The organism is Sphingorhabdus sp. (genome assembly GCF_044354325.1).
Taxonomy (GTDB): domain Bacteria; phylum Pseudomonadota; class Alphaproteobacteria; order Sphingomonadales; family Sphingomonadaceae; genus Sphingorhabdus_B.
Map to the genome: position 1 here is coordinate 1 of NZ_JBILAF010000055.1, position 13,033 is coordinate 13,033.

General features: G+C 56.0%; 12 protein-coding genes. 7 read left to right on the forward strand and 5 right to left on the reverse strand.

Annotated features, from left to right (window positions below):
• Positions 1-1,021, forward strand: a 1,021-nt coding sequence (locus ACIQ0G_RS06515) for a topoisomerase C-terminal repeat-containing protein (RefSeq protein WP_397577206.1), incomplete at its 5' end; no start/stop codon positions are given.
• 129 nt (positions 1,022-1,150) lie between these two features.
• Here ACIQ0G_RS06515 and era read toward each other — a convergent pair.
• The 3 genes from era to lepB are packed head-to-tail and all read right to left on the reverse strand — an operon-like array spanning position 1,151 to position 3,560.
• Complete coding sequence (gene era / locus ACIQ0G_RS06520) at positions 1,151-2,044, reverse strand: GTPase Era (RefSeq protein ID WP_333569534.1); 894 nt, start codon at positions 2,042-2,044, stop codon at positions 1,151-1,153.
• The gene (gene rnc, locus ACIQ0G_RS06525; RefSeq protein WP_397577207.1) at positions 2,041-2,709 is read right to left on the reverse strand and encodes a ribonuclease III; all 669 of its coding nucleotides are present in this window, start codon (positions 2,707-2,709) and stop codon (positions 2,041-2,043) included. The genes era and rnc overlap by 4 nt, the downstream gene beginning before the upstream one ends.
• The gene (lepB, locus tag ACIQ0G_RS06530) at positions 2,706-3,560 is read right to left on the reverse strand and encodes a signal peptidase I (protein WP_397577215.1); all 855 of its coding nucleotides are present in this window, start codon (positions 3,558-3,560) and stop codon (positions 2,706-2,708) included. Before lepB ends, rnc begins: the two co-directional genes overlap by 4 nt.
• Before the next feature lie 156 nt (positions 3,561-3,716).
• Between lepB and pgi the strand changes: the two genes are divergently transcribed.
• Both pgi and gorA read left to right on the forward strand, forming a co-directional pair.
• Entirely contained in the window at positions 3,717-5,219 is a 1,503-nt protein-coding gene (gene pgi, locus ACIQ0G_RS06535; RefSeq protein ID WP_397577216.1) for a glucose-6-phosphate isomerase, read from the forward strand.
• A gap of 94 nt (positions 5,220-5,313) precedes the next feature.
• Positions 5,314-6,660 carry a glutathione-disulfide reductase gene (gorA, locus tag ACIQ0G_RS06540; protein WP_397577208.1) on the forward strand — a complete coding sequence of 449 codons (1,347 nt, stop codon included), beginning with the start codon at positions 5,314-5,316 and terminating at the stop codon, positions 6,658-6,660.
• A gap of 60 nt (positions 6,661-6,720) precedes the next feature.
• On the opposite strand, the gene ACIQ0G_RS06545 is transcribed toward gorA, so the two are convergent.
• A complete protein-coding gene (locus ACIQ0G_RS06545) occupies positions 6,721-7,350 on the reverse strand; it encodes a glutathione S-transferase (protein ID WP_397577209.1) in 630 nt (209 codons plus the stop codon).
• Positions 7,343-8,284, reverse strand: a complete 942-nt coding sequence (locus tag ACIQ0G_RS06550; RefSeq protein ID WP_397577210.1) for a rhodanese-related sulfurtransferase — start codon at positions 8,282-8,284, stop codon at positions 7,343-7,345. Before ACIQ0G_RS06550 ends, ACIQ0G_RS06545 begins: the two co-directional genes overlap by 8 nt.
• 119 nt (positions 8,285-8,403) lie before the next feature.
• On the opposite strand from ACIQ0G_RS06550, the gene ACIQ0G_RS06555 reads away from it, so the two are divergent.
• From ACIQ0G_RS06555 to scpA, 4 genes are all read left to right on the forward strand, one after another.
• Positions 8,404-9,930 carry an acyl-CoA carboxylase subunit beta gene (locus ACIQ0G_RS06555; protein WP_397577211.1) on the forward strand — a complete coding sequence of 509 codons (1,527 nt, stop codon included), beginning with the start codon at positions 8,404-8,406 and terminating at the stop codon, positions 9,928-9,930.
• A 9-nt stretch (positions 9,931-9,939) separates the two neighbouring features.
• Entirely contained in the window at positions 9,940-10,380 is a 441-nt protein-coding gene (gene mce, locus ACIQ0G_RS06560) for a methylmalonyl-CoA epimerase (RefSeq protein ID WP_397577212.1), read from the forward strand.
• Positions 10,381-10,512: 132 nt separating this feature from the next.
• Positions 10,513-11,298: an enoyl-CoA hydratase-related protein gene (locus tag ACIQ0G_RS06565; RefSeq protein WP_397577213.1), complete on the forward strand. Its 786-nt coding sequence runs from the start codon at positions 10,513-10,515 to the stop codon at positions 11,296-11,298.
• A 101-nt stretch (positions 11,299-11,399) separates the two neighbouring features.
• Positions 11,400-13,033, forward strand: a 1,634-nt coding sequence (gene scpA / locus ACIQ0G_RS06570) for a methylmalonyl-CoA mutase (protein ID WP_397577214.1), incomplete at its 3' end; no start/stop codon positions are given.

Consider the following 13,033-nt stretch of genomic DNA (forward strand, 5'->3'; position numbering starts at 1 on the left):
GTTTTTTGAACGTTATGTCGCTTATGATTATACCGCCGGGCTGGAAGATCAGCTTGATGAAATCAGCGGCGGCCGTGCAAACTGGCAGGCGTTTTTGGAATCCTTCTGGCGCGATTTTAAGCCGAAGACGGCTGAAGTCATGGAGCAAAAGCCTTCGGAAGTAACCGCTGAGCTTGATATCTTCCTGTCGCCTTATCTGTTTCCTGAGCGCGAAGACGGCACTGACCCGCGCCTATGCCCGAAATGCGGTGAGGGCAGGCTTGCGCTTCGTGGCGGTAAATTTGGCGCTTTTGTTGCATGTTCCAATTATCCGGATTGCAAATACACACGGAAATTCGCGCAGCCCGGTGGCGAAAATGGCGAGGACACGGGACCTGAAGTGCTTGGCCAACATCCAGAGACACAGTTGGAAGTTAGCCGTAAATCGGGTCGTTTTGGTCCCTATTTCGAAATGGGCGAAGGCAAAGATGCCAAGCGCGCATCGATACCGAAAGATATTCCCGCAGAAGATATCGGCCTTGAATGGGCGGTAAAGCTATTGTCCTTGCCGCGCACGGTTGGAACCCACCCCGAAAGCGGTGAGCCAATAACCGCAAGCATTGGGCGTTATGGCCCATATCTGGCGCATAATGGAAAATATGCACGGTTGCAGTCGACGACCGAAGTGTTCGAAACGGGCATGAACAGTGCCGTGGCAAAGCTGGCTGAGGCGGCTGCCAATCCGGGCCGTGGGCGCGGTGCGGCACGTGCCCCGCTGAAAGAGCTTGGGAAGCACCCGCGTACCGAGGCTGAGCTCAAGCTGATGGAAGGTCGCTTTGGGCCTTATGTGACCGACGGCACGACCAACGCGACTTTGCCCAAGTCGATTGCGCCTGATGAACTCACGTTGGAAGAGGCAGCACAATTGATCGACGCACGCGCGGCCATGCCATCAAAGACGAAGAAGAAAGCTGCGCCGAAGAAAAAGGCTGCCCCTAAGAAAAAGGCGGCGGCCAAGCCCAAGGCAAAAACAGCGAAGTAGTTCCAATTTTGTCATTCCCGACTTGATCGGGAATCCATCGCCTTGGCTGTAAGCCTTAAACTGAACCGTCAGGCCATGGGTTCCCGCGTACGCGGGAACGACACTATTTGGATTTAGGCGGCCGTTTTGTTACTCGACCCATTCGAGCCCGATATCGCGGTATAAGGTGCGATCTTCGTCCCATTTTGCGTGCACCTTCACATGCAAATATAGGTGGACCTTCACGCCCATCAATTTGGCCAACTCCATGCGGGCCGCTTCGCCAATCGCCTTGATCCGTGCGCCGCCTTTGCCAAGCACAATCGCGCGCTGGGTTGGTCTGGCGACAAGGATCTGCTGGTGGATTTCCAACGAACCATCTTCGCGTTCGCTATATTTCTCGGTCTCCACGGCGCTGGCATAAGGCAGCTCTTCATGGAGTTGGAGATAGAGCTGCTCTCGCGTGATTTCAGACGCGATTAAACGGTCTGTGGCGTCGGAAACCTGATCTTCAGGGAAATGCCATTCGCCCTCGGGCATGGCATCCGCCAGCGCCTGTTTGAATTCGTCAAGGCCATCGCCCGTCGCCGCGCTGATATAGTAGATTTGTTCGAAATCGCATTTTTCGGTTAATTTCGTTGTGAGCGACAGCAGCTTTTCCTTGGCGGCAATATCCACCTTGTTCAGCACCAACCACTTGCGTTCAGGGCGGTCCTTAAGCCCTTCCAATATCTTCTCGACCTTCGGGCCTGCACCGGCTCGGCCATCGACGATGAGCGCAATCATATCCGCATCGCCCGCACCGTCCCACGCCGCAGCAACCATGGCACGGTCAAAGCGGCGTTGCGCGGCAAATATGCCTGGCGTGTCGACCAATATGATCTGCGTTTCGCCGGCGAGCGCGACGCCAAGCATACGTGTGCGGGTCGTTTGTGCCTTTGGGCTGACAATCGCGACCTTCTGTCCGACCAACGCATTGACCAGCGTGGATTTGCCCGCATTCGGTGCGCCAATAATGGCGACGTGACCGCATTTTTTGGTCATGCGTGGACGTCCAAAAATGCGAGCGCGGCGGCCGTTTCAGCAGCCTGTTTGCTGTGCGCTGTCGCGGTGACTGGGTCAAAACCTTTTACGGTGACGGTAATTTCAAATGTCATAGCGTGGGGAGGGCCTTCTTTTTTTGTTATTACATATTCCGGAACCTTGCGGCCATGCGCGGCACACCATTCCTGAAGCGCGGATTTGGGATGCTTTGGCGCACCATTGGCGGTTTCGATCAACGGACCCCAAAGGCGTTCGATAAGCGCGCGCGCAGCGTCAATGCCGTGGTCCAAATAAAGAGCACCAATCAGCGCCTCCATAACGTCCCCAAGCACATTGTCGCTTTGCTGCGCGCCGTCGTCGCGCGCTTGTTTGCCAAGCCGCAGTTGGTCAGGAACCCCGACCTGTCGGGCGATATCCGCACATGTCAGGCCCGATACCAAGGCATTTAGCCGGTGCGACAAGCGCCCCTCGGCTTCCTCGGCATATCGGTGGTACAGCATGTCTGCGATGACCAAACCCAATATCCGGTCACCCAGAAATTCAAGGCGTTGGTAATCAGCTTGTCCGGTGCTACCATGCGTCAGCGCGCGGTGATATAACGCTAGATCGGATGGCGGCTTGGGCATTAATGCCTTCAGCCAATTGTCTTTATCGCTGTTGGTCAAAACCCTTGTCCAATGCGGTCAGGGCGTACCGCGGTAAACCATGTCCATGGCAGCAGCCAATGGGACGAGCCATCGGTCGAAAATACCGAAACCAGCGCGCGCCCGACGAGATTTTCTTGCGGGACGATGCCGATGGCTCCGGGCTTATCCATGGGTGTCCAGCGGCTGTCCGCGCTGCGGTCGCGGTTGTCACCCATCAGGAACACGTCTTTTTCGCCGACAACAAAGGCTTCGGTGTTGTCGCCTTCCAATCCGTTGGAGAGGTCGAGAATTTCGTAGCTCTTGCCCTCGGGCAAAGTCTCACGAAAACGCGGGTACCGGCATTGCGTGCCACCGTTCGGGCTGGCCTCTTCCATATCGGGGCGCCAGCATGGGAAGGGGTTGCGGTCCATTTCAGCGGTGTCGCGCATATTTTGCGTTACCGGAATGACAAGATCAGCAATGCGTTCTTTTTTAACCGCCACGCCGTTAATCTCCAAAATGCCATCGCGCATTTGGATGACGTCGCCGGGAAGGCCGATCACGCGCTTAATATAATCTGTGCCGTTCGACATGGGTGCCTTGAACACCACAACATCGCCGCGCTTTGGCTCGCTGGCGAATATCCGCCCGGGTATGAGGGGCAGGGAAAAGGGCAGGCTATATTTGGAATAGCCGTAAGGCCATTTTGCAACCAACAGATAGTCGCCGATGAGCAAGCGGGGCTGCATCGATTCCGAAGGAATATTGAACGGCGAGACGATGAAGCTTCGCAGAATGAACACGAATACGGCCAACTTCAAAAGGAAGCCGCCAAATTCGCGCCATTCGGATGTCGGCGTGGTTGGATGCGGTTGTGAAGGAGCGGCCACGTTCGCGTCGTCTGTCTTGTCGGTGGGTGAGGTCACATAATCTCGCAAATTAATGTCGTCTTATGACGGATTGACTGGCCTTTTATCGCGTAGACGCGCTATTTGCCAGCGTCGAGATTCACAGGCGACATTCGCGCGATTGATAAAGGGTATATGATGACGGATCACAGCTGGGCTGAGCTTGAAAAGCAGCAAGAAAAAACGCTGGTTGAGCTGTTTGCGTCAGACCCCGACCGTGTTGCCAAAATGACCATCGAGCAGTCGGGATTGCGCTTTGACATGTCGAAAACGCATCTTGATGACGCCATGCTGTCCCAATTCACGAAACTTGCCGAAGACATGCATTTGGGCGACGCCAAATCGGCATTATATTCGGGCGCTGCCATCAATGTAACCGAAGGGCGTGCTGCCGAGCATGCCGCAGAGCGCGGCAGTGGCGATGTGCAGGCCGTCGCCCATGCACGTGCACTTCAAGAACGCATGCGTGGCCTTGTCGAAGCGATCGACGCCGGGTTTATGGGCGACATCAAACATATCTTGCACATCGGTATTGGCGGCTCCGCGCTTGGGCCAAAATTGCTTGTTGATGCGCTCGGCCGCGATGGTGCGCGGTACGATGTTAAGGTTGTATCGAACATCGACGGCGCTGCACTGACTGAGGCGGTGAAAGGCATGGACCCGCATAAGACAATCGTCGCGGTCGCATCCAAGACCTTCACCACGACGGAAACCTTGTTGAACGCAACCAGCGCGATGGAGTGGATGCGCGACGGCGGCGTGGCAGATCCCTATGCCCAGTTCGTGGCGCTTACGGCCTATCCGGACAAGGCGCTTGAATGGGGCGTCGATGAAAGCCGGATATTGCCGTTCAATGAATCGGTTGGCGGGCGTTATTCGCTGTGGTGCTCAATTGGCTTTCCCGTTGCGCTCGGGCTTGGCTGGGCCGTGTATGAAGAACTGCTTGAAGGTGCAGCGGCGATGGACCGGCATTTCCGCAATGCACCCCTGTTGGAAAATGCGCCGACGATGGCTGCGTTCTGCGATTTGTATTACGCCCAGATCAAGGACTGCCAGACCCGAGCGGTTTTTGCGTATGACGAACGGCTGCGATTGCTGCCCGATTATCTGCAGCAATTGGAAATGGAATCGAACGGCAAATCGGTGACAGCCGAAGGCGCTCCGCTCGGCCGCAACAGCGCGCCAGTCACATGGGGCGGGGTTGGTACCGATGCACAGCATGCCGTATTCCAGTTATTGCACCAGGGGACGCATCTTATTCCCGTCGAATTCATTGCCAGCAAAACGCCCGGACATGACTTTGATACCGCGCATCATGAAACGCTGCTGGTGAACTGTTTTGCCCAAGGCGCGGCGTTGATGGCGGGGCAAAAGTCAGATGATCTGGCACGTAACTATGTGGGCAACCGGCCCTCAACCACGATATTGATGGACGATGTGACGCCATCTGCGTTGGGCGTATTGATTGCGTTTTACGAACACCGGACTTTTGTGAATGCGGTGCTGCTTGGCATTAACCCGTTTGACCAATTTGGCGTGGAACTGGGCAAGCAGATCGCAAAAAGCATCGGCGAAAATGGCGCGACGGGATTTGACCCATCCACGACGGCATTGATTGCGGCTGCATTGGGCGACAACTGACCTCATATGGTTGCTCGATAAGACAGATGAAAAAATGCCATTGGCAAATGCGTTGCGGTGCAACCATATGGCCATGACATAAGGAAATAATCGCATGGCTGAATTTGAATATGATCTGTTTGTCATTGGCGCTGGATCAGGCGGCGTTCGCGCATCGCGGATAGCGGCTTCGCACGGCGCGCGTGTTGCTGTTGCGGAGGAGCATCGCGTTGGTGGCACATGCGTTATCCGCGGATGCGTTCCCAAAAAGCTGCTCGTGTACGGATCGCATTTCGCCGAAGACCTGCACGACGCGCAGCGTTTCGGATGGAACACGACAGGTGCAACGTTCGATTGGAACATCTTGCGCGACAATGTCGCGGCGGAGGTGAACCGTCTCGAAGGTCTTTACGGCCAGACACTTGGCAACAACAAGGTTGAGGTGTTTCGTGAACGCGTGGTTGTGACAGGGCCGAACAGCGTGCGCCTGGCAAGCGGGCGCGAAATTTCGGCGGCCTATATCCTCATTGCCACGGGCGCGTGGCCATCGGTTCCGGAAATAGCCGGGGCGGGGCATGGTATTACGTCAAATGAAGTATTCAGCTTGCCCGAACTGCCCAAGCGGGCGGTGATCGCAGGCGGCGGCTATATCGCCAACGAGTTTGCCGGTATCTTCAACGAACTTGGCGTCAAAGTCAGTGTTGTGACCCACGGCGACCGCATTTTGCGCGGCTATGATGACGAAATTGTCGACCGTCTCGTCGACATTAGCGGTCATAAAGGCATCGATGTTCGCTTCAACTGTAGCTTCAAATCCATCACCAAGCAGGATGATGGAAGCTTGGTGATCGAAACCAACCAAGGCGAGACGATTGAAACCGATCTTCTCCTTTGGGCCATTGGCCGGACGCCGCACAGCAAAGGCCTTGGCCTTGAAGAGGTTGGCGTCGCGCTCGGTAAGGACGGCTCGGTTCAGGTTGGCGACGACAATCGGACCAATGTGTCCAGCATTTACGCGGTGGGCGATGTCACGAACCGCGTTCAGCTGACCCCAATTGCGATCCGCGAAGGCCATGCTTTTGCCGACAGCGTCTTTGGCAACAATCCGCGCACGGTAAATTATGACTGCATACCTACCGCGGTGTTCAGCAATCCGCCAATTGCGAGCGTCGGGATGACCGAGGCCGAAGCCCGCGCGGCGCATTCGGACGTAAAAATTTACAAAAGCGATTTCCGCGCGATGAAGAATGTGCTGGCCGACCGCAACGAACGCGCCTTGTATAAAATGGTGGTTGCGGGCGCAAACGAACGTGTGGTCGGGTTGCACTTGATTGGGCCGGACAGTGGCGAGATCCTTCAAGCAGCGGCAATTGCTGTCAAAGCAGGGCTTACGAAACAGGATTTTGACGATACCGTCGCGCTGCACCCAAGCATGTCCGAAGAACTGGTGTTGATGAAGTAACGGAAAGCATCACCGTAGCCCTGAGCCCGTCGAAGGGCGCTTATCGGCTGTCATAGCGGCTTATGGAAAGAGAATGGTTTCGTCGCCCGCTGTCCATTTGGGGTAGCGGGTCATGATCTGGCCAAACAGGTCTGACGCAAGCAGTGCGTTCAGCCACGCCTGAAGCGCAGGCAATGGCAATGCATCGAACCATTGCGGGTCGGTTGCGGCAAACTGGCGGACAAAGGGAAACAAGGCGATGTCGGTAAACGCAGGCGCGCTGCCGCCCAAATAGGGTTGCGTCGCCAGTATCTCGTTCAGGCCCGACAAATGTTTCAACGCGGCGTCACGATGTTCCAAACCGTCGGCCAGACCATAACGATGCGGATATTTGTACCGGTCCAGCGCCTGTTTGAACGGGCCATCATTGGCCGCGATCATGCCCGCATCAGAATGGACCAACCAGTTTTCGGGATCATGTTGCGCCAATGCCCAGCGCATGATGTCCAGGCTCTCGTCGACAACATGACCGTCGCCCAACAGCAATACCGGAACTGTGCCCTTTGGCGACACCGCGATCATTTCCGGTGGTTTGTCCCGAAGCACCACTTCGCGCAGTTCGACTTGGACGCCACTCACCGCAACCGCCATCCTTGCACGCATGGCGTATGGACATCGCCGGAAACTGTAGAGGATGGGCAGATCAGTCATCAATGCGCGGGTTGACACCGATATGCTGCTTGCCGCGTTTTTTGGCGAGCGCGATTTGTTTCTGCCGTTCGGCGAAACGTGCGCGGTCTTCGTCGGTGCGTTCGGCGTAGCAAGCCGGGCAGGCGACACCTTCGATGAAATGCGCTGACGCCTTGTCCTCTTGCGAAATCGGTCTGCGGCACGCGTGGCAGAGTTCCATCTCACCAAGCTCAAGCCCATGCTTCACAGACACGCGCTCGTCGAAAACGAAACATTCGCCCTGCCATTTGCTCTCGGCCTCTGGAATATTCTCCAGATAGCGCAATATGCCGCCTTCGAGATGGTAGACGTCGTCTATCCCCTCAGCCTTCAGGAAGGCCGTCGATTTTTCGCAACGTATGCCGCCGGTGCAGAACATCGCAAACTTGGTTTTACCTGCCGCCAGTTCATCGCGATGCGCGCGAAACCATTCGGGAAATTCGCTGAATGATTTGGTCCGCGGATCGACTGCGCCTTCAAATGTGCCAATCGCAACCTCATAATCGTTGCGGGTATCGATCAGCACAGTGTCCGGATCGGAAATCAATGCGTTCCAATCCTCGGGCTGCACATAAGTGCCGACTTCACGTTTCGGGTCGATGCCGTCTACGCCCAGCGTCACAATTTCCTTCTTCACGCGTACTTTCATCCGGTAGAATGGCATTTCGGCCGCATGCGAATATTTGACGTCCAATTCTGCGCAGCCATCCAAAGCTTTTAGGAAAGCGACCGTTGCATCAATGCCTTCTGCAGTCCCGGCGATTGTGCCGTTGATTCCTTCTTTCGCAAGCAGGATGGTCCCTTTGATGGCGTGTTTAACGCACACATCAAGCACCAGCGGACGAAGCTCTTCAGGACATTCAAACGTCGCGAAACGGTAAAGTGCGGCCACTTTTATCGGGTAATGCATGGACATGGGGGCGCCTATAACGTGCATCGCTGACCGGATATATCGAAAATTGACATTATCGACCGTTTGCATTTGGTGAAGCGCGATGCCAAGGCGATGGCAACAAACTGCAACTGGGGAATTCTATGTCGGCCAACATTGCTGAACTGGAAACGCGCCGCGCGGCATCTAAAATGGGTGGCGGGCAAAAACGGATTGACGCGCAACATGCCAAGGGCCGCCTGACGGCGCGCGAGCGGCTGGATATCCTGCTGGATGAAGGCAGCTTCGAAGAGCTTGATGCCTATGTGACGCATAATTGCACCGACTTTGGCATGGCCGAACAGTTGATCCCCGGCGACGGTGTTGTCACCGGCAGCGGTACGATCAACGGCCGCTTGGTCTATGTGTATAGTCAAGATTTCACCGTATTCGGCGGGTCGCTTTCCGAAGCGCACGCGATGAAAATCTGCAAGGTCTTGGACAATGCGATGAAGGTCGGGGCGCCCGTCATTGGTCTGAACGACAGCGGGGGCGCGCGTATTCAGGAAGGTGTGGCGTCGCTTGGCGGCTATGCCGAGGTGTTTCAACGCAATACGCTCGCAAGCGGCGTAATACCACAAATCAGCCTCATCATGGGCCCATGCGCGGGTGGTGCGGTATATTCGCCAGCGATTACGGACTTCATCTTCATGGTGAAGGACAGCAGCTATATGTTCGTCACCGGCCCTGATGTGGTCAAGACGGTAACCAATGAAGTCGTTACGCAGGAAGAGCTTGGCGGCGCGGTTTCGCATACGACCAAGTCGGGTGTCGCCGACAATGCGTTCGAAAATGATATTGAGGCGCTGCTGTCGGTCCGTGATTTCTTTGACTATTTGCCAGAGAATAACCGCACCGGCGTTCCTGAACGGCCAACCGAAGACGCGTGGGATCGTATTGAACCGAGCCTCGACACCTTAATCCCGCCAAGCGCGAACCAGCCTTATGATATGCATGAGCTGATCCGCAAAACGGTGGACGAGGGCGACTTTTTTGAGGTTCAGCCAACGCATGCAGCCAATGTCATCATCGGTTTTGGCCGCATTGAGGGCCGCACTGTCGGCATCGTTGCCAATCAGCCAATGGTGCTGGCGGGCGTGCTCGATATCAACAGTTCCAAAAAAGCGGCGCGCTTTGTCCGTTTTTGCGATGCGTTCGATATTCCGATCGTTACCTTCGTCGACGTTCCCGGATTTTTGCCCGGCACGGCGCAGGAATATGGCGGTATCATCAAGCATGGCGCGAAATTGCTCTTTGCTTATGCCGAGGCGACCGTGCCCAAAATCACCATCATCACCCGCAAGGCCTATGGCGGCGCTTATGACGTGATGGCGTCCAAGCATTTACGCGGCGACCTTAACTACGCATGGCCTACCGCTGAAATCGCGGTGATGGGCGCAAAGGGCGCCGTGGAAATCATCTTCCGTGGACTATCCACAGAGGAGCAAGCGGTGAAGACCGCGGAATATGAAGACCGCTTCGCCAACCCCTTCGTCGCGGCGAGCAAGGGCTTTATTGACGAGGTCATCTACCCGCATTCAACGCGGAAACGGATTGCGTTGGGCCTTAGAAAATTGCGCAACAAGGCGTTGGAAAACCCTTGGAAGAAGCATGACAATATTCCGTTGTAAGGAAGTGACATGAAACTCGGCCGTCTAAACCATATTGGCGTCGCAACGCCTTCCATCGCGGACAGCATCGTCTTTTACCGGGACGTGATGGGCGCGACGAAGATTCATGAGCCGTTTGACCTTCCAGATCAGGGCGTAAAGGTTTGTTTTGTCGATACGCCGGGAGCCGATGGCGCGTTGAACGGAACGCAGATTGAGCTCATCGAGCCGCTGCCGGGCAATGCCTCGATTGCGGCGTTTCTGGAGAAGAACCCGGCGGGTGGGCAGCACCATGTCTGTTACGAAGTGCCGGACATTCATGCTGCCAAGGCGGAATTTGAAGCTATGGGCAAGCGCGTGCTTGGCGAGCCACGTATTGGCGCGCACGGGACGCTGATTTTCTTTGTGCATCCTAAAGATATGCAGGGTGTGCTAACCGAAATTATGGAGGTGCCTTCGCAGGCACATTGACCAACCACCACATCGTCACCCTGAACCTGTTTCAGGGTACATTTATAGTCCCGGAGCATGGGTTTTTGGGCGGCGAAATGGATGCTGAAACACGTTCAGCATGACGAGATATTGAGACAGGGAGAAAGCAAAATGACATACGAAACCATCCGCCTCGATATCGCGGACAATGTTGCAACAATAATCCTCAACCGTCCCGAGCGCCTGAACGCGATGGCGCCGCAAATGGCGGACGAAATTAGTGCCGCGCTTGACCAATTGAATGGCGCGCGCGTTGTTTTGATTACCGGCGAAGGCCGCGCTTTTTGTTCGGGCGCTGATTTGTCAGCACGCGGCGCCGCCGCTGCCGCGAGCAGCGGGCAGGGGGCTTATTCAGCGCTGACCAAGAGCTATAACCCTTTGATGCTCAAGCTGGCTAAGCTCAACGTGCCGATTATCACCGCGATCAATGGCCCCGCAGCAGGCGTTGGCTGCAGCCTTGCGCTCGCGAGCGACTTTGCGATTGCGGGTAAATCTGCATATTTCCTTCAGGCTTTTGTGAATATTGGTCTCGTGCCAGACGGCGGCGCAAGCTGGATGCTTTCGCGGCTTGTCGGCAAGGCACGAGCGACAGAAATGATGCTGCTCGGGGAGAAAATCCCAGCGGATAAGGCCGCTGACTGGGGCCTTATCTATAAGTCTGTTGATGATGCCGAACTGATGGCTGAAGCGAAGGCTTTGGCTACCCGGTTGGCGAACGGGCCGACGGTGGCCATTGGCATCATGCGTCAGAATATCGCTGCGGCATTGGATGCAGATTATGCTTCGGCATTGTTGCGTGAGGCAGAGGGGCAGAGGATTGCGGGTGACAGCGATGACGCGCGCGAAGGTGCGATCGCCTTTTTGCAGAAACGTAAGACCGAATTTAAGGGGGCTTAACCCACCAATTTGATATCCTGAACTTGCTTCAGGATATCAAGCGCGGGCCGCCTGTCATCCCGAAACGAGTTCGGGGTAAGTTTATGTTAGTTTGGGACAATATGACAAATATCGACGACTGGAAGAAAGCGGCCGACAAAGAGGTTAAGGGCAAAGACCTAACCTGGCATACGCCCGAGGGCATATCCGTAAAGCCACTGTACACCAGCGCGGATGCTGGCGACCCCGGACTTCCCGGCTTTGCGCCGTTCACGCGCGGTGTGCGTGCGTCGATGTATGCAGGCCGTCCATGGACCATCCGTCAATATGCCGGTTTCTCGACCGCCGAGGAATCGAACGCCTTTTACCGACGCAACTTGGCCGCGGGGCAAAAGGGCCTTTCGGTTGCGTTCGATCTGGCCACCCATCGCGGCTATGACAGCGACCATCCGCGCGTGGTGGGTGATGTTGGCAAGGCGGGCGTTGCCATCGATAGCGTCGAGGACATGAAAATCCTGTTCGACGGCATTCCGCTGGACCAGATGTCGGTGTCGATGACAATGAACGGCGCGGTTATTCCGATCCTTGCGTTCTTCATCGTTGCAGGTGAAGAGCAGGGGGTTTCGCAGGCACAGCTCGACGGCACCATTCAGAACGACATCCTTAAGGAGTTCATGGTCCGCAACACATATATTTACCCGCCCGAACCATCGATGCGGATCGTTTCGGACATAATCGCGTACACCAGCGCGAACATGCCCAAGTTCAACAGCATTTCGATCTCGGGCTATCATATGCACGAAGCCGGCGCGACGGCGGTACAGGAGCTTGCCTTCACCATCGCCGATGGCAAGGAATATGTGCAGCGCGCGATGGCCTCCGGCTTGGATATTGATGCGTTCGCCGGACGGCTGTCGTTTTTCTTTGGCATCGGTATGAACTTCTTCATGGAAGTGTCAAAGCTGCGCGCCGCGCGCACATTGTGGCACCGCGTCATGGATGAGCTCGGCGCAAAGGACGAACGGTCCAAAATGCTGCGTACGCATTGCCAAACATCGGGCGTGTCGTTGCAAGAGCAAGATCCATACAACAACGTCATCCGCACCACGGTTGAAGCCATGGCCGCGACCCTTGGCGGCACGCAGAGCCTTCACACCAATGCGTTAGACGAAGCCATTGCGCTGCCGACGGAATTTTCGGCGCGCATCGCCCGCAACACGCAGATAATTCTGGCCGAAGAAACCGGCATTACAAAGGTCGTCGATCCTTTGGGTGGCAGCTATTATGTCGAGGCGTTGACCGCCGAGCTGGTTGATCAGGCGTGGAAGATCATCGGTGAGGTCGACGAACTCGGCGGCATGACAAAGGCTGTCGCATCGGGCATGCCCAAGCGTTTGATCGAAGAAGCCGCCGCTGCACGTCAGGCACGGGTCGATAAGGGTGAGGACGTCATCGTTGGCGTCAACAAATATCGTCTGGAAACCGAAGACCAGCTCGATACGCTGGAGGTCGATAATGACTTCGTCCGTCAGGGCCAGATTGCACGCCTCGCCACCACGCGCGCATCGCGTGATGAAGCCGCCTGTCAGGCCGCGTTGAATGCGCTGACCGAAGGGGCTAAGAGCGGCGCGAACTTACTCGCGCTTGCAGTAGACGCCGCCCGCGCACGCGCCACACTGGGCGAGATATCGGACGCAATGGAGGCTGTGTTTGGCCGCTATGCGACCACGCCTGTGCCTGTGCAGGGTATTTACGG

What these genes read in the sequence shown, in the direction of transcription:
- ACIQ0G_RS06565 (WP_397577213.1), top strand. Translation starts at nt 10,513, where the DNA reads ATGACATACGAAACCATCCGCCTCGATATCGCGGACAATGTTGCAACA.
- mce (WP_397577212.1), top strand. Translation starts at nt 9,940, where the DNA reads ATGAAACTCGGCCGTCTAAACCATATTGGCGTCGCAACGCCTTCCATC.
- era (WP_333569534.1), bottom strand. Translation starts at nt 2,044, where the DNA reads ATGACCAAAAAATGCGGTCACGTCGCCATTATTGGCGCACCGAATGCG.
- pgi (WP_397577216.1), top strand. Translation starts at nt 3,717, where the DNA reads ATGACGGATCACAGCTGGGCTGAGCTTGAAAAGCAGCAAGAAAAAACG.
- ACIQ0G_RS06550 (WP_397577210.1), bottom strand. Translation starts at nt 8,284, where the DNA reads ATGTCCATGCATTACCCGATAAAAGTGGCCGCACTTTACCGTTTCGCG.
- ACIQ0G_RS06555 (WP_397577211.1), top strand. Translation starts at nt 8,404, where the DNA reads ATGTCGGCCAACATTGCTGAACTGGAAACGCGCCGCGCGGCATCTAAA.
- gorA (WP_397577208.1), top strand. Translation starts at nt 5,314, where the DNA reads ATGGCTGAATTTGAATATGATCTGTTTGTCATTGGCGCTGGATCAGGC.
- ACIQ0G_RS06545 (WP_397577209.1), bottom strand. Translation starts at nt 7,350, where the DNA reads ATGACTGATCTGCCCATCCTCTACAGTTTCCGGCGATGTCCATACGCC.